The sequence below is a fragment of the Flavobacterium sp. LM4 genome (genome assembly GCF_002017935.1).
Lineage (GTDB): Bacteria > Bacteroidota > Bacteroidia > Flavobacteriales > Flavobacteriaceae > Flavobacterium > Flavobacterium chungangense.
This window is the reverse complement of sequence record NZ_MUFW01000001.1, coordinates 1,221,405-1,245,663: the sequence shown is the minus strand read 5'-3', so window position 1 is coordinate 1,245,663 and position 24,259 is coordinate 1,221,405. Positions and strand designations below refer to the sequence as shown.

The following is a 24,259-nucleotide window of genomic DNA, read 5'->3' as shown; positions in this document are numbered from 1 at the left end:
ATTTAAAATGTTAACTGAGTTCCAAGCGTTACAGTACGTAAGGGAGGTAATGCCAATCCTTGCGTTTCAGGGTCAAACCCTCTGTATTTGGTAAAAGTCACTAAATTTTGGCCTTGTAGCGAAACACGAATATTCTGTATTACTTTTTTAGTGCCTTCATTCAAAGGAATAGTATATGAAGCACTTACATTTTTTAATTTGATATAAGATGCATCTACAACTGTAGCTGTAGATCCTAAGTAATTAAAGAAACTAGACTGATAATTTGAACTCAATACATTTCCCTGAGCCAGATAATCTCTGTATTCATCTACCTGGTAATTAGCAAGTCCGTACGGATATCCTGGTTGTACAGCAACAGAAGACAATAAGCTTCTTCCCTCTTGTTTTACAAATTGGAATAAAAAGTCGAGTGCAAATCCTTTGTATGAAATAGAGTTTGAGATTCCTCCATAATATTCCGGATAAGTAGGACCCTGGTATTTTCTGTCTCCAACCCCTGTATCTGCAAATCCTGTAGAAATTCTTCCATCACCGTTAACATCTTCAAATTGTGCAATACCAGCTGCATTCACACCAGTATAATTTAACAAATACAAACTGTTTAATGGATTCCCCACTATATAAGTAGTAAAATAAGATGAAGTTGCCAGATTAGGAAATGAAACTAATGTATTTGTATTTTTAGAAATATTAAACGAAGTATTCCAGTTCAGATTTTTATTGTGAATATTAGTTGTGGTTAAGGTAAACTCCAATCCTTTATTTTCAACTTTGGCACCTAAATTTGCCTGATAATTAAGAAATCCTGCTTGCGGACTAAGCGTATACGGAACTAATTGGTTGGAAGAAACGTTTTTGTAATAGGCCGCCGTAAAAGAGATTCTGTCTTTCAGGAAACCCAATTCAAGCGCTGCTTCAAATTTATTGGTAACTTCCCATTGAAAATTTGGATTAGCAATTCTGGCTGATGCCATAGCAGAATTCCCAACTCCATAAGTACTTGTGGTATAAGTAGAAGCGTAACCATAATCCCCGATATCATCACTACCTATTTTACCGTAACTGGAACGAATTTTACCAAAACTCAGCCATGGGTTATCTTTTAAGAATTTTTCTTCTGTAAACACCCATGCACCACCTATAGATCCAAAATCGCCATAACGTTTGTTTTCTCCAAAACGAGAAGAACCATCTCTTCTAAAGGTTACGTTAAGAATGTATTTATTTAAGATATTATAATTTACCCTGCTAAAAAGAGAAATATATTTGTATTCAGATGAACCGTTATAAGAAGTTACATTTCCTGCAGAGCCTGTAATCCCAATAAGGTTATCAGAACTATATACAGATGAACTTACGTAAGAAGGCATTTCTGATTTTCTGTTTTGCCATGAACCTCCAACCAAAGCAGTAAGATTACCTTTCCACAAAGAAGCAGCGTAATTTAATTGCGGCTCAACCGAAAAATTATTAGTGTTGTTTATAGAAACAGTATAAGATCTTGACGCATTAAGCGAAATGTTATTTCTGGTATAATAAACATTGTTCATACCTGATGCAGGTAAAAATTGTTCAGATGTCGATTGTGCTCTTCCATAGCCTAAATCTGTTTTAAGAGACAATCCCTTAGCCAGATCCAATGTAGCACTCACATTTGTAATTAAATTTGTTCCCTGATCTTCTACTCTTCTGTCCAGGGCAGCAATTGGATTTACGTCGCTGGAATAAGTAGGTGACCAATAATAGGTACCATCAGGGTTGTAAATAGGATGATTCGGGGCAGTATTTACAGCATAATTGGTAATGTCATAAAATGGCAGTTTATTTTTATCAGAAGCAAATATAACAGAAGCTCCTATTTTCAGTTTTTTGTTTAAAGTATAATGATTTACATTAAAATTCGTAGAAAATTTATTGTAACCAAAATCTCCAGGTAAAACAGTAGTTTCATTATGATACGCAGCACTTAATAAAAAATTTGTCGTGTCATTCCCTCCTTTTAAGCTTCCTGAAAAATCGTTGAATGTTGCAGAACCCCTATTAATTTTTCCTGCCAGTCCGTGTAAGCATTTGGATCAAAATCAGTAAGAGCTATTCCGGTGCTGAAATTACTTGGATTTGCATTTGCATTGGTTAAAGCTGTACGAAGCATGTTTAGATAAGTAGGAGTATCTAATGTTTTTATCTTATGTGCCACATCAGATATACCCGAAGCAGTATTAATCGTAAACTCCGTTTTTCCGGCTTCTCCTCTTTTTGTCGTAATAAGTACTACTCCATTTGCTCCTCTAGAACCATATATAGCAGTAGCATCGGCATCTTTCAAAATTTCGATACTCTCAATATCGTTTGGATTAAGAATATTTAATGGGCTTGATCTTTTTTGCGCTCCTCTTATTACACGATCTGCCTGTACCTGCTCTTTTATATCGTCTGAAATATAAGGAACCCCATCGATTATATAAAGCGGCAGATTGTCTCCTGCAATAGAATTTCGACCACGGATACTGATGTTCATATTACTTCCTGCATAACCAGAAGTCTGAGAAACAAAAACTCCCGGAGTTCTTCCTTGCAAACTTTGAAGAATATTAGTAATAGGCTGCTTTTCAATATCCTGAGAAGTAATTTTAACTACAGATCCGGTAGAAGTTCTTTTTGTTGTCGTACCATAACCAATAATTACAACTTCGTCCAGTTTTGCTAAATCGGGCTGCATTTTAATGGTAACAGTGGTTTGGTTTTCAACCGTAATATCTTGTGTTTTATACCCTAAGTAAGATATTCTAAGTAAGTGTTTTCCTGATGGTAATTCGATAGAAAACTGACCATCAAAATCAGATACACCATGCTTGTTACTCCCTACAAGTAAAACACTGACACCTGGTAATGGTAAGCCATTTTCATCTAAAATTTTACCGCTTAGGTAATAATTGGCTTCGGCTTTGTCTTCCTTTTTTATTTCTGCTTTTGCGCTTTCTTTTTTATAAACAATAACATTTTGATCTACTTGTTTATAAACCAGATTACTGCCCTGAAATGCAGTATTTAAGATTTCACTTACTGATCTTCTTCCGCGTGGTGTACTGATTTTTGGAAAATTATTAATAAGCTGTGGCTGATAGGCAAACAGTAATCCCGTTTTATTTTCAATAGTTTTAAACAGGGTTTTAATATCCTGATTATGAAGCTCAATATCAACAGATATAGTTTCTAAACTCTGACCGCTCATTTCATTTGCAAATACCATTGGGGTACCGCAGGTGAGTAAAAAAATGTGGAATAAACTGATTCGCATGATCATAATGGTTTTTTTTGAAAGCCCGAACAAAGAATTGTTCTTTTCACTTTCAAACATGGTTGTTTTAAAGCGTAATTTCATAAATTTGCTTGTTTTTAATGGTTACTGGTTTAATTATTAAGAATCGAGGCCATCTGGTGTAGGAGCTGGATGGCTTTTTTGTATTTATATAGATTTTGGTTTTAAGGTTACTATTTATTTTATTTAGCTTTCTAAAGTAGGAGGTTTAGTCAGCCTTTTTAAGTTTTTAATTATTCACAGCCTTTTCCGTCCAGAATGATAGTTCCGGATTTATTGTATCGGTACTCTGTTTCAATAACACTGCTGATTACTTTTAAGACATGATCCAGATCTTCATCATTTAAGAAACTGGCTGTTATTCTGCAATTTTTAATCTTTTCATTTGCCAGTGAAATCTGTACTTTGTATTTCTGAGAAATTAAAGCAATTGCTTCTTCCATATTAATATCGTCCAGAATCAGGTAATTACTTTTCCACTCCGTCACGACAGCGGCACTAATATTATTTTGCTCAAAACTCAGTGTATTTTTATTGACTTTAATCTGCTGGTTTGGAGTGATTATGCCGTAAATTTTCTCATCATCTCCAACCTGAACCTTACCTCTTGCAACGGTAACTTCAATATTACCCGAAGAGTTATATGTATTAATATTAAATGCCGTACCTAAAACTTTGGTTTGTACCTTTCCTGTATGCACGATAAAAGGCTTTTTTTCGTTTCGTTTAATATCAAAAAAGGCTTCTCCGGTAAGTGTCACTTCACGGGTTTTGGTATTAAATGAATCCTGTTTGTATTTTAAGGTACTGTTATCGTTCAGAAGTACGGTACTTCCGTCAGGCAAACGAATCAATTGTTTCCCGCTAAAATCTATTGAAGTATTTGCTGCAATTGCAGGCTGTTCTGTAACAGGGGTTGTTATTGCAGCTTGAGGTTTAAAAAATAAGGTATTACCAAGTGCAATTAAAGCTATAATACCGGCTGCTGCAAATAGGATGCGAACAGCTCTTTTTCTGGTTCTCTTTTGCGGTTCTAATGTAATTACTTCTCTGTTGCTATTTGGCTCAGACAAAATACATCTTAAAATATAAGCACTCTGTTCATCACCCATAATTTCAGACCCGGTCTTTTCTTTAAGCATAATATGAATTTTTTCTTTAATGAAATCATCATATTCACCATGTCGAATAAGTTCCATCAGTTTTTGTTCTTCAGCTTCTGAGAGGTTCCTTTGCAAATAATTTTCAAATAATTCTTCAAATATTTTTTTCTGCATTCGATTTGTAATTAAATAAGTTAATAATAGGTCGTAAATGGTAAACCTGGGACAGTTTAAAATTTATTTAAAAGATCAATCTTTTTGGGGGCAATTACCAATTAAATAATGATCTTTATTATAAAGACGATTCAAAAATGAGGAGGGAGTAGTCGAAAGTTAAAAAAATGTAAAAAAAATGCAAAAAAAAATCCGGGATGACTCAAAAAGAAATGCTTTTTAAGATTTAAGCCTTAAAAAACACAATGAATGTCATGAAGATATTAATGTAAGGAGAAATTTTGAGACGTACAAATTTTAAGGCCTGCGCCATGTGCTTTTTTACCGTTTCTGTAGAAATCCCCAGATCTTCACCAATTTTTTGATGGCTTAAACCTTCCAATTTAGCCATTTTATAGATTTTTTGCTGTTGAGGAGGAAGCTGTTCTACGATCTGATTCAGGATAATATTGTACTGATCGTCTTTTATAGCAGTATCTGTATCTTCTGAAGTTGTATTTTTATAATTAAGTTCAACCGGCAAAGAGGTTTCCCGTGCTATTTTTTTGATCATATCAAAAATATGATTGCGGGAAATAATAAAAAGATAATTTTCAAAATTGACTATATCAGCTAAATTATCCTGATTTTGCCAGATTTTTAAAAACACTTCCTGAACTACTTCTTCAGCCTGAATTGGTGATTTGGTGATTTTTAAAGCAGTACCGTAAACAATATGTTTATACTGGTTATATAGTTGTGTAAATGCCAGTTCACTTCCCTGAGATAACTCAAGAAGAAGTCTCTTTTGATCCAAACTGGAATTTGGTGACATCATTTATAATTTGTTTTGAATGGCAATATTATTAATTTTTTAAATAATTGTATCTTTTGAGTAAAAAAAAAGTAAAAAAATATCATTTTGCTATTTTTTTATAGGAATATTTTCGTGTTTTCTATAAAAACAGCAAGCGATTTATCAATGTATAAAATGTAATACTATAAATATTAAAAGATATGAATTTTAGTAGTTAGACGGTACAAGTATCAAAAAACAATTACTTTAACATTAATTTGTTCAAAATCAGTAACTTAAAGCAAAATTACTGTTACGTTATTCAATAAAGTTAATTGTGTTTCTTTTTCAGGATTTCGCATTGTGGCAATTACATGCCCTCTTTACTCTGAAATAATTTTGCTGCTGATTTTCCTAAACCAGATGAAGCTCCTGTAATAAAAATTATCTTTTGCATTTTTTTAATTGTTTAAAATTATAATACAAAGATGGGTTGAAACAAGAAGCTGCTTTTAGCCGTTTTGAACAATTAATTAGCTAAAATAAACATTTTACAGAAAAGTGTAAACTAACTGTATTAAGGATTAAAATAGCAGGATTTTATATTAAAATTCAGTCTGGTTTAGACAAAAAAGGATTTTTTAAATTTTATCGATAATCTCTTTGTAGTATTAAGATTATATGATAGAAAAACACCTCATTTTCTTTTTTTCTTTTTTTGTAAGTTTAATGGTTGTAGTATTTGATAAAAGAAAATTATTGAAGCCTATATTTATTAAAAAATCAAAACAATTATATTTTTTTCAGGTTTTGATAATTTTTTATCCTGATTGAAATAATTATGAAAAATTAATTGGAAATTTTTGAAATTCTTTAGTTTTGTACACAAAACAACTCTTAAAGCGTGAAAATCTTCAATGGGTAATGAAAAGAGAGATATTGATCTTTGGAGCCAAATTAAAAAAGGAGATGTTAACGCTTATCATGAATTATATGATCGGTACATCAATATGCTTTTTTCATTTGGAATGCAATACACTAATGATGATGCATTAGTGCAGGATTCCATACATGATATTTTTGTTGATCTTCATCGTTACCGAAATACTATTGCAGCAGACGTTGCAATTAAATCCTATTTGTTTAAATCTCTTCAAAATGATATTTTCAAAAAGCTAAAATCACAGACCAAAATCGTAAGGCTTGATATTGTGGCTGAAGGTACTTATAAAACAGAATCTACAGAAGATGAACTTATCTTTAATGAAACTACTTTAAACAAACACGCTACTCTGGCAGTTGCTTTATCTTCACTCACCAAAAAACAGCGATATGCATTGCATCTTCGGTTTAGCGAAGATTTGTCTTATGAGGAAATTTCCTCTAGTTTAGAAATCACTCTTGAATCTTGTAGAACATTAATATACAGATCTTTAACAAAACTTCGGAGTAAACTTTAAAAAAACTTCAAAAAAACATTATTTTTTTTGTCTATGTTTTTCCCTTTTGATTCTTATAGCTGTATAGAATTTAAAAGAAAAATATTTTGTACCCAAATTTCAAAATTTTACCACAAGAAGATCAGGCAAATTTAAAAGCAAGAATTGCAGAAAGCATTGCTTTTGAAAAACAACGCATCAAAAGAAAAAGACTTCGTACGCTGTCCTGGAGTGTAGCGGCGGTATTTTGTATATGCCTTGGAATTACAGTTGTTTTTAAACAGCAACAAAAAGTAATGAGTCCAATAGAGCAATTTGCAAATACCACAGAAATAAATAGTTCTTTTGAGAAAAGCAATGAGGTCAAATTGATATTATCAAATCAGGAAGCTGTTAGTGTTGGTGATAGTACTACAATTGCTTATGATGCATCGGGAAATAAAATTAAGGTAAATAATAAGCAGATTAATCAAAAAAAAACACTGGAACCTCAGTATAACACGGTAATGGTTCCGTACGGAAAACGAGCTCAACTAAGTCTGGCAGACGGGACACAGGTTTGGCTTAATTCCGGTTCTAAATTAATTTACCCAACGGCTTTTGATGCTGCAAACAGAGAAGTTTTTCTGGAAGGAGAAGGAATTTTTGATGTAGCACATAATGCGGCAAAACCGTTTTTTGTAAGGGCAGCCAATAATTACAGCGTTCGCGTATTGGGAACCTTATTTAATGTAAGCTGTTACACTAAAGATTCAAAAGTTTCGACAGCTTTATTGCGCGGAAAAGTTCAGGTTGCTTATGCTAAAAAAGGGCTCTTAAGCAGCGATACGCTTCAGGCAGTTCTTAATCCGGGAATGATTGCTGCTTTGGATAAAAAAAGCCAGACAATCAAAACAAAAGTACAATATGTTGAGCAGTTGTTTTCATGGAGAAAAGGATACTATGAGTTCTCTAAAGAAAAACTGCCTGCGGTGCTTGATAAATTAACACGCTATTACAACGTAGATTTTGTGATGAATAAAGAGATAAGCCCGAAAGAAACCTATTCAGGTGCTTTTAAACTTAATGATGATTTAGATAAAGTGGTAAAAACATTAGAAGCTACCACAGGTTTTGATTTCGTATATGATGCCAAAACCAGAGAGATAACTATTAACTAAATACTAATGACTATAAATTATTGATGCCTATGATGTAAAATAAAACTCAAGAATAAAAGGAATATAACCAGTCAAAAAAAAACCAAAAGATGCTGGAACATCTCTTGGCTATGTCAACTTTAATTGCAAATGCAATTATTAAATAACTAAAACAAAATTATGAATAATAATCATGATATAGGCTTTCTATTGCCTAAAAAAATCATCAACCTTACTTTTATTTTATTTATGAGAGTATCCATTTTAGTTCTGTATTTAGGATTAACCACTATTTATGCCAATGGTGTCAAAGCACAAAATGAAATCTCTGTGAAAGTACAAGGTGCTTCATTGCAAACGCTTTTTACCACTATTCAGCAAAAGAGCGATTTTGTGTTTTTTTACAATGATGATTTAATGTCTTCAACTAAAAAGGTAAATATAAATCAATACGGTACAGTAGAGCAAATCTTAAACACTGCTTTATCGAATACAGGATTAACATACAGTATCATTGACAAACAGATAGTTATAAAAAAAAGTAAGCCCAAAACTTCGTTAGTTGAACTGGAGCCTTATGAACTCAAAGGAACGGTAACCGATAAAAAAGGAAATAAATTAATAGGTGTAAATGTTTCATTGGTAGGTACACAAATTTGGGATATTACCCGGGAAAAAGGAGACTATAGAATTGAAGTAATTGCTACAGATTCACTTAAATTTTCTTACTTAGGTTATAAGACCAAAACAATTGCTGTAAATAATAAAAAAGAGATAAATGTAGTTTTAGAACTTCAGGTCGAATTATTAAAAGATATAGTGGTTGTTGCATCAAACGGATATACTGATATCCCTAAAGAAAGAGTAACGGGTTCATTTGAAGTTATGAGTGCAAAAGAACTTGCCGATGTTCCTACTGTAGATCTTAACCAAAGAATCGAGGGAAAAATGGCAGGCGTAAAAGTTGATCCAAGAACAGGTACTATTTCGGTAAGAGGGACAAACAGTTATCTCGGTAGTGGCAAACCCTTAATTGTTATTGATGGTTTTCCGCAGTCTCAGGATGATTTTAGCTTTAGCAGAAGAGGTGTTTCAGGAGCTTCTATTTTAAGCTACCTTAATCCGGAAGATGTAGAGAGTATTACGGTTTTAAAAGATGCCGCTGCTGCTGCTATCTGGGGATCTCGTGCAGCCGATGGAGTAATTGTAGTGGTCACCAAAAAAGGAAAGAAAGGTGATCCAATAATCAATTTTAATGCCACCACTACAATAGGTGAAAAAATGGATTTGGGAAAATTGCGTGTCATGAACACAGCCCAATATATTGATTATGAAAAAGATTTGGTTAATGGTGGGTTTGTGGTTGATAATATAAGCGATTGGCAGGCCAAAAACCCGAGTGCTGCACAGGAAATCATGTTTCAGCAAAAAAGAGGAACTATTTCTATTTCAGAAAGAGACCGTTTATTAAATCAATTGGGACAAAACGACAATCTGGGTCAGATTAATAAATATTTATTAAGAAATTCATCCACCAGACTATACGATTTATCTGTTTCTGGTGGAAGTGATAAAAGTACTTATTATTTGTCTTTAGGATATAATAAAGATGAAGCAGCGATGAGAGGTAACGAGTCTCAATCGTACAGCATAACGCTCAATAATTCTTTTCAGCTTAAAAGCTTTTTAAAATTAAATACTGGGATAAACTACGTTTCTTCAAAATTTCAAACCAATACCACTGCCAATGAAGCATTATCAAACGTATCCAATTTTGCGCTGCGCCCGTATGATATGATTGCTGATGAAAACGGAGATGGTATAGATCGTTATATTATTTTTAGACCTGAAGTTGCAAAAGGATTTGAAGCAAAAGGATATTTGCCGTGGACTTATAATTATCTGGATGAATTAAATTATTCTAATGTAGTAACAAAAGGGGCAAACATAAGGTTGAATGCCAGTTTAACGGCGACAGTAAACAGCTGGTTGAATTTTGAAGCTTCAGGGATGTACACTACCATTGGAAACAAAACAAAGTCATTGAGTGAATTAGACAGTTACTATGCAAGAAACATGATTAATGAGGCAACTTCTGTAAGTACAGCAGGAAAATTAGTCTATGGCGTACCTGTAGGATCTTATTTGTACACAACAACTACTTCAAATGCCTCGCAAAGTATGCGTATGCAGATGAATATCAATAAGAACTTTAATGAGAATAATGCCCTGCACTTTTTAGCAGGTTCAGAAGTTAGAGAAGAGCGCAGAGAAGGATCAAGCCAAAGGTATTATGGCTATAATATGGATACTAACTCATCAACTTCCGTAAATCCTACGACTTATTATACCACTATTTATGGCTGGCAAAATATTATTGGAACTTCTGATAACAGCATCAATAAATATAGAGAACGTTACTTGTCTTATTACGGCTTAGGATCTTACGATTTTATGAGCAGATATCATATATCAGGAAGTGTACGTTTTGATGACTTTAATTTACTGGGAGCTTCCAGAAAAAACAGAGCATTACCATTATGGTCTGTTGGAGGTAAATGGGATATCAATAAAGAATTTTTCTTAAAAGAAGTAAGCTGGTTAAACAATTTATCTGCCAGAGTTACTTATGGAAAAGCAGGAAGTACTCCTCCTAGTGGTTTTGGAAGTAAAAATGCTATAATTTCTGTTGGATCTGTTGATTTTAACACACAATTACCAACTGCTTCTATTTCATTACCGGAAAATTCTGAGATTAAATGGGAAACAACACAGACAATTAATTTTGGTTTGGATTATGCCGTTTTCAATAACCGCCTTCGCGGAAGTGCTGATTTGTATTATAAAAAAACCAATGATATATTAACGAGTTTGCCTTTTAATCCAACATCGGGCTGGTCGAATTTAAATTACAACACAGCTTCACTTAAAGGGCATGGTATTGATTTAAATATTTCAGGAGTTATCATAAACTCAGGCTTCAAATGGAATAGTGGTTTCACTTTTGCCTATAACACAAATGAAGTAACAGACTCCCGTTTTATAGCTACAACTACAAATCAATATTTGTCTGGAGTAACAACGAAGGGTAATCCAATAGGGTATCTTTATGCTTACAAATGGGCAGGTTTAGATGCTAATGGTCAGTCTACGGTTTATAAAAAAGATGGTACAATCATAAATTCAACTCAGGGAATTTCAATGATTAATAAAGACGACCTTAAATATATGGGAAGAACTATTGCACCTTATTTTGGCGGATTTATGAATGATTTCTCGTATAAGAATTTCAGACTTGGTGTTCAGATAACATACTACGCAGGACATGTATTTAGAAATACCGTGTTGCAAAATTATCCTACTTATGCAGGCGTACAATATGGTGCAGTTGCAAAAGACGAATTGATTGCCGATCGCTGGAGACAAGCCGGAGACGAAGTGCTTACAAATGTTCCTGGATTAAGCAATATTAGTTTTAACAGTTTAAATCGTTTTCAAAACGCAGACATCAATGTACTTCCCGCTGATAATATTCGATTACAGCAAATTTCATTGGGCTATAATGTGCCTGCGGAATGGTTACAAAAAACTTTTATAAAATCATTGAGTTTCAATTTTGCTGCAAGAAATTTAGGGCTATTATGGGTTAAAAATGATGAGGGTATTGATCCTCAGTATTTATCAAATAATAACTATAACACACTGGCTCCGCAACGTAATTATTCTTTACAATTTAATTGTAGCTTTTAATTTTAAAAAACAGATTTATGAAATTACTAAAATTCACACTATATATTTTCCTGCCAGTACTTTTATTAAACTCTTGTAGAGATTATGTCGAAGTAGAACCGGTTGGAAACAACAGAGTTTTAAAATATACTTCTGATTACAGAGGTCTGGCTAACAGCTATAACGATATAACTTCTTCAGGCGGAATTTATCTTCTTGCCAACGCAGATGTAGAATTTCCTACAACTTATCAAAATGGTGTTACTACCATTTGGGGAAACAGCTATACCTGGCAGGAAAGAATATATGATCCTTCTCAGAGTGATGCAGACTGGAATGGCTTGTATAAGGCTATTTATTACAGTAATGTTATTTTAGACGGAGTAATGAGCAGCCAGGACGGATTAGAATCAGAGAAAAAAGAAATCTATGCTGAGGCTTTTGTACACAGAGCATTTGCTTATTTACAATTGGTAAATACATACGGTCCACAATTTGATCCGGCTTCAGATAATGCTGAAAAAGCAGTTCCGTTATTGTTAAAACCGGAATTGTTTTCTTCTTTGGACAGAAGCACTGTTGGGCAGGTTTATGATCAGATTATTTCAGATCTAAAAAGTGCTCTGGCCAATGATATTCAGGATACGCCGGAGTTCAATGTACTCCCCTCAAAAAGAGCTGTGTATGCTTTATTGGCCAGAACTTATCTGTATATGGGTTCTTACCAGCTGAGTCTTGATAATGCAGAAAAAGCTTTAGCAATGCAAAATGGTTTAATCGATTTAAAAACATTTGCTTCTGGATATAGTTATCCTGTTTTGATTCAGAATCCGGAGGTTATATTTTCAAAAACATTATTAACGTCTTACAACAGAGCTCCTTTGTCAAATGATTTATTAAATAGTTTTTCAAGCAATGACTTACGTTATGATTATTATACAATTGCTGGTAATATAGGTATTTATCCTACTTATACAGGAAGAGGATTTGGAATTGCTACTTACAGCTTTACTAACGGAATAAATGTAGGCGTATCGGTTCCTGAAATGTATCTAATTGCTGCTGAATGTTATGCCAGATTAGGGCAGACACAAAAAGCAGTAGATAATCTGAATATTTTAAGAGCTAAGCGATACAAAGCTGCTACAGCTTATGAGGTTTCTGCAACAACACCCAAAGAAGCATTAGATTTAGCTTTGACAGAAAGACAAAAAGAATTCATTGGCCGCGGGTTCCGTTGGTTTGATCAGCGAAGATTGAACCTTGATCCGGCTTTCAGAAAAACATACACTCGAGTTTTTAAAACTGTTACTTATACTCTTGAACCTAATAGTGATGGATATGTATTCCCGATTAACCAAAATTACATCGATTTAAACCCGGAACTGGGTAAATAAAAAACACGAAAAATGTTCAAAAAAATATCAAATATCAAATTACTGGTATTGGCTTTTTGTGCCTTTACCCTACAGGTTACAAGTCAGGAAACAACGTTGAGATTAACCGGAATGCCAGATATCCCCATTCCGGGATCAACTTTAAATATGACCTATAATGCAAAAGGCGGACCGCTGGAAAATGTAAAAGAAATCAATGGTTATACCTATGTTTTTAATGATTACAGATGGGAAATAGAAGACCTGAAATTGAAAAGAAACGGTGCTGTATGGAATGTAGAATATACAGTTCCTAAAAACTGCGCTTTTATGGCCTTCAAATTTTACGGCAATACAGACAACGGCGTGGTAACAGATACCGGGCAAGATACAGGCTATCTTCTGGTTGTGTTTAAAGAACCAAAAGTAAAAATGCCCGGAGCAGATCTGGCCTGGGCGACTTTTAGAAACAAAGATTTCAACAGTCAGTTTAGCAATTATTTTAAAGATTTTACCATCGGAGGAGATGCAACAGAATATTGGCTGAAAAAAGAAGTGGGTGATCAGGGGCAAAACTTTCCGAAATTTATTGATACCTACATTAAGGTATTAAAAGTTCAGAAACCGGAAAAATTTGATGAATTAGGACACCGGTTCTTAGGCGATTTTACTAAAAAAATGAATGGTCTTCCAGAAGAGGTTTTTGTAAAAGTTCATGATTTATATTTATACGATCTTAAGGATAAAGCAAAAGGAGATTCGCTTGAAACCGTAATTCAAAAACAATTTCCAAAAGGTGCTTTCATGCGTTTTAAAGCTTTTCAAAAAATTACTCCAATTGCTGATGCAGCTGAAAGAAATAAAGCTGCACTTCAGTTTTTAGAAGATTTTCCGAACAATCCAACCGTACCTGAATCACAGAATTACCTGTATAATAACATTTCTAAAATGTTGTTTGGTTATTATTTTGAAACAAAAGATTATCAATCCGTTTTAAAGTTAATTCCAACAATGAATTTTGCCTCAATAAACGACTGTTATCATCAGAATATTTCTAAAGTGCTGTATACTAAATCTGTTGAGCCTGCGATTGTAGAAACTATGGCCGTGCCAATGATCAGGCTAATGCAGGAAAAAGTAAATGATTTGTCGTATATGCAGGGAATTTACTGGTCACCAAATCAGGCAACAGAGAATGCAAAAACACAGCTTGAGAATGAATTAGTAATTCAGATTCGTATGTACGATATTTTGAAAAAGTATAAAGAAGTTTTAGAAACTTTTGAATTGCTGCCATTTCAAAAACGTTATGAAAAAGCAAGTATCAACGACATTCACGTAAGAGCTTTAGAGGCATTAAACAAACCCATAATTGAGGTTTTAAAAAATGCTGCAAGAGCGAATACTTTATCGGAAGGAGCAACGGCTAAATTAAAAGAAGCCTATTTAAAAGACGGAAAAAAAGAAGCTGATTTTTCGGGGTATTTAGAGCAGCTGAAAAAAGAAAGCAATTCAGACGAAAACATCACGCTGATGAATCCGGTTCCTGCACCCGCAATTAAAGTGCAGACGGCAGACGGAAAAACAAAACAACTCGCTTTAGACAGCGGAAAAATTATTGTAATCGATTTTTGGGCAACATGGTGCGGGCCTTGCAAACAGGCATTTCCGGCAATGCAGCAATTGGTCAACAACTTTAAACAAGATAAACAAGTTGAGATTTATTTTATAAGCACTCAGGAAACCAAAGAAGGCTATAAAAAAGAAGCTTTGGCGTATTTAAAATCAAAAGGCTTAAAACTGGATACTTATTTTGATTTAGTTAAAAAAGGAGGCGGAACCAATAACGAATCTTTCTCCAATTATGCAGCGATATTTAAATCAAGCGGTATTCCCAGAAAAGTGGTAATCAAAAATGGCCAGATTCGTTTTACATCAGAAGGATATTCTGGAAATCCGGGGCAGCTTATCGATGAACTGACAAACGTTATCAATACGTTGAAAAAAGAATAATTCCCCTTGAAATCAAACAATATGAAAAAAATAGTTTTACTATGTACACTCGCTTTGAGTGTACATAGTTTATCTGCACAGAAAAAAGTGGTTGGCGAAACGGCTTACGATCAATGGAAAAGGATAAACAGCAAATCGTTGTCCTATAACGGAAAATGGATGTCGTACAGCACTGTTTTTCAGGATGAGCAAAAAGAAAGTCCAAAACAAATTATTATTCAGGAAGCACCTAAAGGAAAACGTTTCGTAATGAATACTATCAGTGATTTAAAATTCATTGGGAAAAAAGACTGGATTCAGTACCATTCGAATGACAGTATAATTTTGCATAACTTAAAATCAGGAATTAAAAAACTGTGGAAAAGCAAACATTACACCAACGCTCTTGACGGAACCGATCTTTTGTATTACACACGTCCTGAAACTCAAAAAGGGCAGTTTTTTCTGCAGCGTCTTGTATGTTACAATTTAGAAAGCAACGACAGTACTTTTGTAAATAACATGAAATCGTTTCGATTTTTGAAAAACAAATCAATCGTATATGTGCAGATAGAGAACGATAAAGTATTTTTAAAACAAGGAGCACCCGGAGGTAAACAACAAACCGTTTATACAGGAAAAGCTGCTGATTTTGGCGATTTTCAATTGAATGCTAATGAAGATGGCGGAACTTTTACACTGAAAGACACCAACAATACCGATTTTAACCTGGTTTATTATTTCAATTTGAAGAACAATTCTGTTAAGGAATTATTCAATTATAATGATATTACGTTAAACGATTCCGGATATTCTATCTCAAAAACAGCTTATGGATTAAACGAAAACAGCAATTTTATAGAGCTTCAGGTAAATTCAAACAAACGTCCAGAAAACACTCAAATTCCGAAATCAGGAGTTGAAATCTGGAAAACGAATCAGGGTGCAATGGAGCGCAGACAAGAATTGCTTAGAGGTTCTAAAACACTGCCTGGCGAACCAAAATTCCTGTATGATATTAAAAATAAAAAAGTCATAAAAACAGCTTCATCTGGCGAATTTGACCAGGTGATGGCACCTGAATCGGGTAATTTTAAAGGTGTTTTTGCTAATGACAAAAAGCCGTATACAGTCGAAGTAGACTGGACTTTTAACGAGCGTAATGATATTTACTGGATAGACGCTTCAACAGGCGAAAAAACAAAAATACTAACTGGAGTTTTTGGAAACCCATCCTGGAATCCACAGGGAAGTTTTGCCGTTTTTTATGATGAAAATCAAAAAGCATGGACCATTTTTGATCCTGCATCCCTACAGTTTAAAAATTGCAGTGCACAGGTTCCGTTTCCGGTTTCTGATGATAATGTAGATATGAAATCTGCAAACACAGCATTTGGAATTGCCGGCTGGTTAAACAACGGAAACACATTAGTAATATACGACCAGTTTGATCTTTGGGCCATAGATTTGTTAAACCAAAAAGCACCCTATTCTTTAACAAAAGGTTTTGGAAGAAAAAATAACATAGAACTGCGCTATAGTGAAAGTGGTTTTATAGGTGATTTAGACCAGAAAAAAACATTCTTTTTAATAGGTTTTGATGAGCTGCATAAGTCAAAAGGAGTCTATAAATTTGCCAATAATACCGTTACAAAAGTAGCTGCAGATGTGAATTATAATACGGAAATTGAATCTGTTTCGGGAGATAATTCAAGTGTATTATTTGTAAAAGAAAGTTACGCCCTATTTCCGAATTTATGGTGGGCAACAGCAAGTTTTGGTTCACAGCAAAAAATTACAGACGTAAATCCGCAACAAAAAGAATATGCCTGGGGAACTTCAAAATTAATAACCTGGACTACTTTTAACGGAAAAGAAAACCAGGGAAATTTATATCTTCCCGAGAATTATGATCCTAAAAAAACGTACCCTGTTATTGTTCATTTTTACGAAAAACATACCGAAGAACTTAATGCCTATCAATCACCGGAATTCAGTACTTCCAATATCAATATTCCAACCTATCTCAGCAGAGGCTATATCGTTTTCCAGCCAGATGTGTATTACCAATATGGAAATCCGGGAAACAGTGTCTACAATGATGTTGTCAGCGGTGTAGAATATTTAATTTCTAACGGAATTACCGAAAAAGGGAAAATTGGTATTCAGGGACATAGTTTTGGAGGTTACGAAACTTCATTTTTAATTACAAAAACAGATCTTTTTAGCTGTGCCATTATAGGTTCCGGCGTGAGTAATTTTACGGCCAATTATCCTGTTATGAGATCAAACGGTATTTCGACCATGTTTAAATACGAAGCAGATCAATATAGAATGGGAAGTTCTTTGTATGATAATTTAGATGGGTATATTAAAAATTCGCCTTTGTTCTCAGTAAAAAACATTAAAACACCGGCTTTGATCTTTCATAATGATAATGACCGTGCAGTGCCTTATCAGGAAGGACAATCTTTGTTTTTTGCACTTCGCCGTTTAGGAAAACCAGGATGGCTGGTGAACTACAAAAAAGAAGGACACACTTTAGACGATGCAGCAAACAAAAAAGACTGGACCGGCAAAATGCAGCAGTATTTTGATTATTACTTAAAAGGCGAAAACCGACCAGACTGGATGTAATATAGCTAGTAAAACAGTATCGGATTAGACGCTGATTTTACTGATTCACTATTGCTAAAACACTGATAAACAAAGATTAAAATATATTAAAAATTCGTATTAATCCGTCTTTTCGCAAGGTAAATCCGTTTCATCTGTTTAATTCAACAATTTTTAAAACTGTTATTATAAGGCTTCATAAGAAACCTTATAATAAACAGCAGTAACTTCTTATACCATTTTCAAAAAAATCAATCAAAAAAAACAAAACTATCAACATGAAAACAAAGATATTTTTAGTGCATTTTATGATACTGGGTTTAGCCCAGGTATCGGCACAATTTAAAACTACGATTCCGTTGCGGAAAGATGTAGTTCATGGCACTTTAAACAACGGGATGCAATATTTTATCCTGCATAACGAATGGCCAAAAGAACGTGCCGATTTTTATTTTGTTCAGAATGTCGGTGCAATTTTAGAAGACGACAATCAAAACGGGCTGGCACATTTTCTGGAACACATGGCTTTTAACGGAACCGAGCATTTTAAAGGAAAAGGCATTATTGATATGCTGGCAAAACATGGTGTCACTTTTGGACGTGATATTAACGCTTATACCGCACACGACGAAACGGTGTACAACCTCAGCAATGTACCGGTAAAAAATCCTGTTTTATTAGATTCCTGTTTATACGTTTTACACGACTGGTCGGGTTATTTATCTTTAAAAGATGCTGAAATCGATGCCGAAAGAGGTGTAATTCACGAAGAGTGGCGCACCAGACGAAATGCCGATTTAAGAATCGGTTCTCAGCTGGAACCGGTCATTTACAACGGTTCAAAATATTCAAAAAGAGATGTTTTAGGGAATATGGACCTGATTGATAATTTCAAATACAAACAATTACGGGATTATTATAAAAAATGGTATCTGCCCAACCATCAGGCGATAATTATTGTGGGAGATATTGATCCGTTAAAAATGGAACAGCAGGTAAAAGCCATTATGGGTTCGATACCAAAACCGTCTAATCCGGCAGAACGTACTTACGAAAGTATTCCTGACAATGATGTTCTTTTATACAAACTTGCCATTGATAAAGAAGCACAGAAAACCTCAATTTCGCTTAATTTTAAAAAGACAAAACCCGTTGTTCAGGATTTAGCCGCTTTTGAAAATAATATTGCCGAAAACCTGGCTTTGCAAATGATGAACAATCGTTTTAGAGAATATACGGTAAACAATGAAACGGCGTTGTTGTCTGCAGGTGTAAGCCATTCCAGTTTAACAAGATTGACTTCTTTTTTCACTTTAACGGTAAACCCCAAAAACGGAAGATTATTAGAAGCCTTTCAACAAGCGTATACAGAATATGAGCGCGCCATTCAAAACGGATTTACAAAAGAAGAATTAGACCGCGTAAAAGAAAATTTGCGTTCCGGTTATGAAAATCAGTTAAAAAACAAAGATAAAATTGGTAACGAAAACTGGGCTTCGCAATTGCAGGGGTACTTTTTAGAAGCTTCGCCGGTAATGAGTATGGAAGATGAATTTGAAGTGGTAAAAGCGACTTTGTCAAAACTTGATGTTAAACAGGTAAACAAAGTTTTTCGGGAGCTTCCAACAGAAAAAAATCAAATTTTAACTGTTTCCGGACCTGAAAAAGAAAATGTAAAATATCCATCAGAAACAGATTATATCACGGTTATTAAAAATGTAAAAGCAGAAAAGTTAGCGCCTTACACCGAAACTCTAAATAATGTTGCTTTGGTTAGTGATAAACTTACTGCTAAGTCTATTGCAAAGAAATTTGACATTAAAGGCATAAAAGAAGCCAAGGGATACATTTTAGAAAACGGGGCAAAAGTGATTCTTTACCCAACAACTTTAGCGCAAGATCAGATTCTGTTCTCCGCTTTTAGCCCAGGCGGGAGTTCTTTACTTTCAGAAAAAGATTTGCCCTCTGCGCAAATTGCAACGGTTTTAGCTAAAAATTCAGGTTTAGGAGATTTTAAGGTAACAGACCTTCAAAAACAACTTGCCGGAAAAACGGTAAAAATAAGCCCCTATATCGCTGAACATTACGAAGGATTTAGTGGAAGCGCTGTGCAAAAAGATTTCGAAACACTATTACAATTGACCTACTTATACTTTAAAAAGCCAAGATTTGAACAGCAGGCGTATAAAAGAATTATAGATTATTACAGCAATGCGCTTGAGAATGTAAACGAAAATAATAACAAACTGTTTGGTGATACTATAGCAATGCTGGACAGTAATCACAGTGCGAGAACGTTTCTTTTGAGTAAAGAAAACCTTGGGGAATTAAACTTTGATACGGCATCCAAAATCTATCAGGAACGCATCTCAAATGCCTCAGACTTTACATTTGTTTTTGTTGGAAATATTGCGCAGACAGACCTGGAGGTTATAAATAAATATATTGGAAATTTATCCGGAAACCACACTCACGAAAAATTTACAGATCATAAAATTGGTATGAAAGCAGGAACAGCCAAAGAAAAACTGGTACGTGAAATGAGTGTTCCTAAAGCAAGTATTTATGTGCATTATGAGAATAAAAACGTAACCTATTCAGATAAAAATCAGATTATGGCTTATGTATTATCGCAATTGCTAAACAAACGCTATTTAGAAAAAATCAGGGAAGCTGAAGGAGGAAGTTATGGCGTACAAACGCAGAGTTCGCTATCTAAAGATCCGACTCCGGTTTTTTCATTACGTGTAAGTTTCGACTGTAATCCTGAAAAGGACAGTAAACTATTGCAAATCGTGTATAATGAATTGGATGCTATTACAAAAATTGATGCTAACGTAAAAGATTTATCCGATATCAAAGAAGATTTGATCAAAAGCAATCAGCAGAATATTAAATCCAATTCTTATTGGATGAGTACTATTACAGGTCAGGTCCAATTTGGTGATAAATTTGTCAGCAGTGATGATTATGTCAAAATTATTAAAAGCATATCGTCACAGGATATGAAAAAATATGCTGGCGAAGTACTGCCAAAAGCAAACAAAGTAGAAGTTGTCATGCAGCCCAAAACTGAACAGTCTGCTAACAAATAACATGCATCAGTTATTCATTCAGAACGGCAATTCTTTACTTTAATTTTAATAGTCTCTAAAGAAAAACGCAGTTTTTTAAAATTTTGAATTAGTAATAAAATTTGTAGACTAAAAAGAGCTGTTTTGCCGGACAGCTCTTTTGAATTTACAGCCTTTAAAATAGAAATATTGATGTTTGTACTCTTTATTATTCCTAACGGCTAATGATTTTTTTTAATTCCCAGTTTTTAACCAAATAGTAATTCCAGATTCCTTTTTGTATCGTTATCTTAAGTTCATAATCTTTTGGATCACGCTGATAATTTTCACGATTCATTTCAGTACTAACGCTAAAAACTTCAGTATGATTTTTAAAAATACAACTTACATGTGGATTTTTTTTAGTGTAAAATCCTGTTACCTTACAATAGACTATTTCTGTATGATTTTTTTCTGCTTCATAATTATTTATGCAATTCCATATTACACTTGTAATTTGACCAAAACTTAAATAGGAGACTACAATTCCCTGTAACAAGTAGAACCCAATCACATATAGTTTTAAATGTATTTCTTTAAAACTTAAATATTTTCTAATTAAAAAATTCCATCTGTAAATTCCGAAAAACAGCATTCCAATACTTACAGGCAATAAGAATATGTAGATTTTATATCTGTAATCGTGTCCAATCGTTTTACTTTCGATAAACGCTAAATTTATAACACAAAAAATCAAAGCAAAAATTAAAAGAGAATAATGTTTTCGTTCTGTTCTTTTTTCTTTGTTTTTGATTTTCCTCTTTTCTATTTTCTTTTGGTTTCGTTGATTTCTCAAAAAAGTGTAATTAATTATTTTTAAAAGGAACTTGCTTATCGGGTTTTCGAAAATATCTGCCACCTTTTGGGTATCAGTTAAGAAAATAAGAACTGACAACGTCTGAACTACTAAAAAATGTAAAAAAGAATGTATTTTTTTTGAAAACCCGGATCTAATGATATTTCTCTTTTGTCTGTCAATGGAAAGCTAAAAGTAATAAGGTCAAAATTTGAATTATACTTTTTCTCCTATGTAGCGCCTGCTAATTATTTCTTTTGACAGTTTCTTTTACGCCTCCTTTTGTAAAAACTACAGCATTGCAAATACCTGATATATCCTCAATGAATTCAATTGTCCTATCGTTATTGTCTGCTCTGAAAAACTTTGTTTCAGACTCAGGCAATAGTTCCATTTCTACACTATTATAGTAAAGTCTGCCGTCAATTTTTACTATTTCAAAGTTACCATACTTACCGACATATTTATCATAAACTGTAGTATCTATTTTAGTTTGATAATGTTTGTATGGAAGTTCTACCTCTTTTTGCAAGGTAATCGCTGAAAGCCCGTAGGCTATAATGTATGAAAATGACTCGTTATTTGAAAGTACCGTCACAAAAATTTTGTCATCTGTAAACCGGTTAAAGGAAGTCATGGTACCAAAAAAACCTCCGTCATGGGCAATCAGCTGATGTCCGTGATTATAAAATGGATTAATTATAAAACCGTATCCCCAATTTTCAGAGCTATAAGGGGTAAACATTAGTTTCTTCATTTCTGTTGATAAGATAGTCGTTCCGTATAGCGCCTTGTCCCATAAAGCCAAATCTTCTACGGTAGAATAAATACCGTCATGCCCAATGTTAATTTTCCAATTGATATATGGATTGTGCATAAACCCCTTTTCTGTTCGACAATAAATTTTCGCTTTTTTCAAGATGATCGAATCATTATTACTAACACCTGTATTTTTCATTCCTGCTTTTTCAAAAATGTTTTTTCTTAAAAAAACTTCGTACTTCTCCCCTGAAACCTTTTCTATTATTTTGGCTAATAAATAATAGCCTATATTGCTGTATGCAGTTTTAGTTCCCGGTGAAAATTCGTAAGGTATTTTTTTTATTTGAGAATAGGCAGAATCAACACTCATAGTACTTAATGCTATTTCTTTGAAACCTAAAGCAAGTCCTGATGAATGCGATAACAACATATGAATCGTAACACTATCAGCTTTTGGGTAGTCCGGAAAAAATTTACTTAAATGATCATTAAGTGACAATTTTCTATTCTCTACTAACTGAAGAATAGCTGTAGCTGTAAATTGTTTGGTTACCGAAGCCAGCTGGAATTTAGTATCTATGGTGTTTTTAATATTCCACTCGTAGTCTGCCAAACCATACGCTTTTTTTAATAAAACAGAACCATTTTTTGTAACAAGCACTGTTCCGCTAAAATCATTTACTTTTACCTGTGCTTCCATATATTTTGCAAGACTCTCTGATATATTTTTTTGCCCAAAAATAAATACAGGGAAAAACATAAATAGTATAATTTGTGCCGCCTTAGATATTTGATAAATTTTTGTCATTTTATTTTTTACAATTTGAGATTATTTTAGTTAGTAACTTGTCAAGCAATGCAATTTCATCTTTTGATAATCCTTCAAGAGCATCTTCTCTGTTTTTATGTATAACGGGTGTTAATAGTTCAATTGTTTTTTTTCCTTTTTCAGTTATTTCAAGATTGAATTTTCTTCTGTCTGATTCGTTTATTTGTCTTGTCAGATAATCCTTTTTCACCATTAATTCGATAATTCGGGTAATTGATGCGCTATCCTTAAAAATTAATTCTGCAATTTCTTTTTGAGAATAAGTCGCATTTTTATCAAGTATTATGAGCAGCAGACACTGGTCAACAGTAATATCAATTACTATTTGACTTATGTTTTTCTGTGCAATTTTTCTATATTCTTTAATTGTTTGCTCAATTGTATAAAGAACGGTTCCTGTTGGATTATTTTTTTTCATTTCAAATTATTTGACACAAATATAATTGATATATCAATTATATGGTTTAATTTTTTAGGTTATTTTTTATTTAGAAAAAAGAGAGGCAATATAATGGCTTTTATCTGCAATGTGATAACTGCTTAATTATACAATAGCTCGCTCAGCAAATTATCCAAGGTTTTAGAGCTTAATAGAATATGTGTGCACGAATAGAATTACTACCAAAAAGGCAAACAAAAAATAGGCTGTCCGAAAATTACTTTTCGAACAGCCTATTAGTTTCTAATCTAGGTTGAATCAAATTTTAGACACTGGAAACCGATATTCCAGCTGATTCAGTTCCTGAGACATTATCCTTTTTTACTCCACGGACCATGGTTTTTGTATGCTGGTCCGGTTAACTTTTGTTTTTCTGAACCGCCTATTTTCACTTCAACCAGATCTTCTTTTGGAGTGTTTACCGGTTGCGCATTTTTAAATGCTGGTCCCTGAAGTGATTGTTTATTGTTTTCTGAATATATTTTAGTCGGCACTGTTTCGTGCTTCCAAAATTTATAATTTTTATAAGCCGGACCTTTTAAATCACTCTTTTTCAAAACCGTAGGTTCTTCTTGTGCAAATCCGCTAAAAGAAACTAATAAAACTCCTAAAATAAATACTATATTTTTCATGACTGTTACTTTTTATTGTTTCT

At 33.6% G+C, this 24,259-nt stretch carries 15 protein-coding genes and 1 pseudogene; 7 read left to right on the top strand and 9 right to left on the bottom strand.

From position 1 onward, the window contains the following. Positions 1–2: 2 nt before the first annotated feature. The 5 genes and pseudogenes from BXU10_RS05635 to BXU10_RS25170 form a co-directional block, all read right to left on the bottom strand. Positions 3–2,048 carry a SusC/RagA family TonB-linked outer membrane protein gene (locus tag BXU10_RS05635; RefSeq protein ID WP_223255453.1) on the bottom strand — a complete coding sequence of 682 codons (2,046 nt, stop codon included), beginning with the start codon at positions 2,046–2,048 and terminating at the stop codon, positions 3–5. Then, positions 2,003–3,385, bottom strand: coding sequence for a SusC/RagA family TonB-linked outer membrane protein (locus BXU10_RS05630; protein ID WP_078226484.1), 1,383 nt, complete (start codon positions 3,383–3,385; stop codon positions 2,003–2,005). Before BXU10_RS05630 ends, BXU10_RS05635 begins: the two co-directional genes overlap by 46 nt. A 170-nt stretch (positions 3,386–3,555) precedes the next feature. Further along, positions 3,556–4,599 (bottom strand): FecR family protein, encoded by a 1,044-nt coding sequence (locus tag BXU10_RS05625; RefSeq protein WP_078226483.1) that lies wholly within the window; start codon positions 4,597–4,599, stop codon positions 3,556–3,558. A gap of 226 nt (positions 4,600–4,825) precedes the next feature. Next, positions 4,826–5,416, bottom strand: coding sequence for an RNA polymerase sigma factor (locus BXU10_RS05620; RefSeq protein WP_078226482.1), 591 nt, complete (start codon positions 5,414–5,416; stop codon positions 4,826–4,828). A gap of 257 nt (positions 5,417–5,673) precedes the next feature. Beyond that, a pseudogene (locus BXU10_RS25170) lies at positions 5,674–5,831 on the bottom strand (short-chain dehydrogenase/reductase); the annotation flags it as partial. A 460-nt stretch (positions 5,832–6,291) separates the two neighbouring features. Between BXU10_RS25170 and BXU10_RS05615 the strand changes: the two are divergent. From BXU10_RS05615 to BXU10_RS05585, 7 genes are all read left to right on the top strand, one after another. Next, complete coding sequence (locus tag BXU10_RS05615; protein WP_078226481.1) at positions 6,292–6,834, top strand: RNA polymerase sigma factor; 543 nt, start codon at positions 6,292–6,294, stop codon at positions 6,832–6,834. A gap of 86 nt (positions 6,835–6,920) precedes the next feature. Beyond that, positions 6,921–7,973, top strand: a complete 1,053-nt coding sequence (locus BXU10_RS05610) for a FecR family protein (RefSeq protein WP_078226480.1) — start codon at positions 6,921–6,923, stop codon at positions 7,971–7,973. A 159-nt stretch (positions 7,974–8,132) separates the two neighbouring features. Beyond that, complete coding sequence (locus BXU10_RS05605; protein WP_078226479.1) at positions 8,133–11,702, top strand: SusC/RagA family TonB-linked outer membrane protein; 3,570 nt, start codon at positions 8,133–8,135, stop codon at positions 11,700–11,702. A gap of 17 nt (positions 11,703–11,719) precedes the next feature. Further along, positions 11,720–13,078 carry a RagB/SusD family nutrient uptake outer membrane protein gene (locus BXU10_RS05600; protein ID WP_078226478.1) on the top strand — a complete coding sequence of 453 codons (1,359 nt, stop codon included), beginning with the start codon at positions 11,720–11,722 and terminating at the stop codon, positions 13,076–13,078. A 12-nt stretch (positions 13,079–13,090) separates the two neighbouring features. Next, complete coding sequence (locus BXU10_RS05595; RefSeq protein ID WP_078226477.1) at positions 13,091–15,070, top strand: TlpA disulfide reductase family protein; 1,980 nt, start codon at positions 13,091–13,093, stop codon at positions 15,068–15,070. A gap of 21 nt (positions 15,071–15,091) precedes the next feature. After that, positions 15,092–17,686 (top strand): S9 family peptidase, encoded by a 2,595-nt coding sequence (locus tag BXU10_RS05590; protein ID WP_078226476.1) that lies wholly within the window; start codon positions 15,092–15,094, stop codon positions 17,684–17,686. Positions 17,687–17,943: 257 nt separating this feature from the next. Then, on the top strand, positions 17,944–20,760 hold the full coding sequence (locus tag BXU10_RS05585) for a pitrilysin family protein (protein WP_078226475.1): 2,817 nt from the start codon (positions 17,944–17,946) through the stop codon (positions 20,758–20,760). Between the two features lie 193 nt (positions 20,761–20,953). Here the strand turns inward: BXU10_RS05585 and BXU10_RS05580 are convergent, their stop codons facing one another. The 4 genes from BXU10_RS05580 to BXU10_RS05565 all read right to left on the bottom strand — a co-directional run bounded on the left by BXU10_RS05580 (position 20,954) and on the right by BXU10_RS05565 (position 24,236). Next, the gene (locus BXU10_RS05580; protein WP_123921955.1) at positions 20,954–21,637 is read right to left on the bottom strand and encodes a hypothetical protein; all 684 of its coding nucleotides are present in this window, start codon (positions 21,635–21,637) and stop codon (positions 20,954–20,956) included. A gap of 181 nt (positions 21,638–21,818) precedes the next feature. Then, positions 21,819–23,144, bottom strand: a complete 1,326-nt coding sequence (locus tag BXU10_RS05575) for a serine hydrolase (RefSeq protein WP_078226473.1) — start codon at positions 23,142–23,144, stop codon at positions 21,819–21,821. 1 nt (position 23,145) lies between these two features. Next, positions 23,146–23,583 (bottom strand): MarR family winged helix-turn-helix transcriptional regulator, encoded by a 438-nt coding sequence (locus BXU10_RS05570; RefSeq protein WP_078226472.1) that lies wholly within the window; start codon positions 23,581–23,583, stop codon positions 23,146–23,148. A 332-nt stretch (positions 23,584–23,915) separates the two neighbouring features. Further along, positions 23,916–24,236: a hypothetical protein gene (locus tag BXU10_RS05565; RefSeq protein WP_078226471.1), complete on the bottom strand. Its 321-nt coding sequence runs from the start codon at positions 24,234–24,236 to the stop codon at positions 23,916–23,918. Positions 24,237–24,259 lie beyond the last annotated feature (23 nt).